The organism is Brasilonema octagenarum UFV-OR1, from assembly GCF_963888615.1.
Taxonomy (GTDB): Bacteria; Cyanobacteriota; Cyanobacteriia; order Cyanobacteriales; family Nostocaceae; genus Brasilonema; species Brasilonema sennae.
On sequence record NZ_CAWPKW010000008.1, the window covers coordinates 1 to 977 of the forward strand.

The following is a 977-nucleotide window of genomic DNA, read 5'->3' on the forward strand; positions in this document are numbered from 1 at the left end:
TAATTTGCGTTGGTTGTCCATCAACTGTGATGAAGTTGGTGCGTAAAGCTTCGTGACGATGAATAATTTCTTGTAAACTTTGTTGTAGCGTTGCAACTTCAAGAGTTCCGACTAGACGCAAAGCTGAGGGTATATTGTAGAAGCCGCTGCTCGGGTTTAACTTGTCTAAAAACCATAGCCGTGTTTGGGCAAAGGACAGTGGTAATTCTGCATTCTCTGCTCTTGGTACGATGGGTGATGCTGTGAGTTCTAAATCCTGTTGCTGCAATTGCCCAATCGATTGCGCAATTGCAGCAACTGTTGGTGCAGCAAATAAGCTACGCAATGGTAGTTCTACTTTCAAGCTCGTACGCACGCGTGAAACTAGTTGCGTTGCTAGTAACGAATGTCCTCCAAGTTCAAAGAAGTTATCATAAATACCCACTTGCTCTATTTTCAGGACTTGCGCCCAAATTAGTGACAGAATTTCTTCGATTGGGTTACGTGGGGCAACATATTTGTCTGTAATTTCGCTGTGTAAATCAGGTGCTGGCAAAGCGCGACGGTCTAGTTTACCGTTGGGGGTAAGCGGTAGAGCTTCTAAGATAACTATTGCACTTGGCACCATATACTCTGGTAACTTTTCCTTCAGAAAGCCACGCAGTTCGCTAACTGTGAGTGTCTGCTCTTTTTGAGGCACAATGTAAGCGACTAGGCGTTTGTTTCCAGGAATATCTTCGCGGGCGATCGCACAAGATGCCTGCACATGACTATGTTGGCTTAGTACTGCTTCAATTTCACCCAACTCAATGCGGAAACCGCGTATTTTAACTTGATTGTCGATGCGTCCTAAGTATTCGATATTACCGTCAGATAAATAGCGTGCTAAGTCTCCTGTTTTGTAAAGGCGGTCAGAATTAAAAGTTTCCCCTCTGCTCCTCTGCTCACGCCAGGTGCTACAACGGGGCGGCAGCTTTTCGGGGGAAACTTCCCCCGAA

At 45.5% G+C, this 977-nt stretch carries 1 protein-coding gene; it reads right to left on the minus strand.

Annotated features, from left to right (window positions below; genetic code table 11):
• Nucleotides 1-977, minus strand: a 977-nt coding sequence (locus tag AC5590_RS00430; protein ID WP_169269019.1) for a condensation domain-containing protein, incomplete at both ends; no start/stop codon positions are given.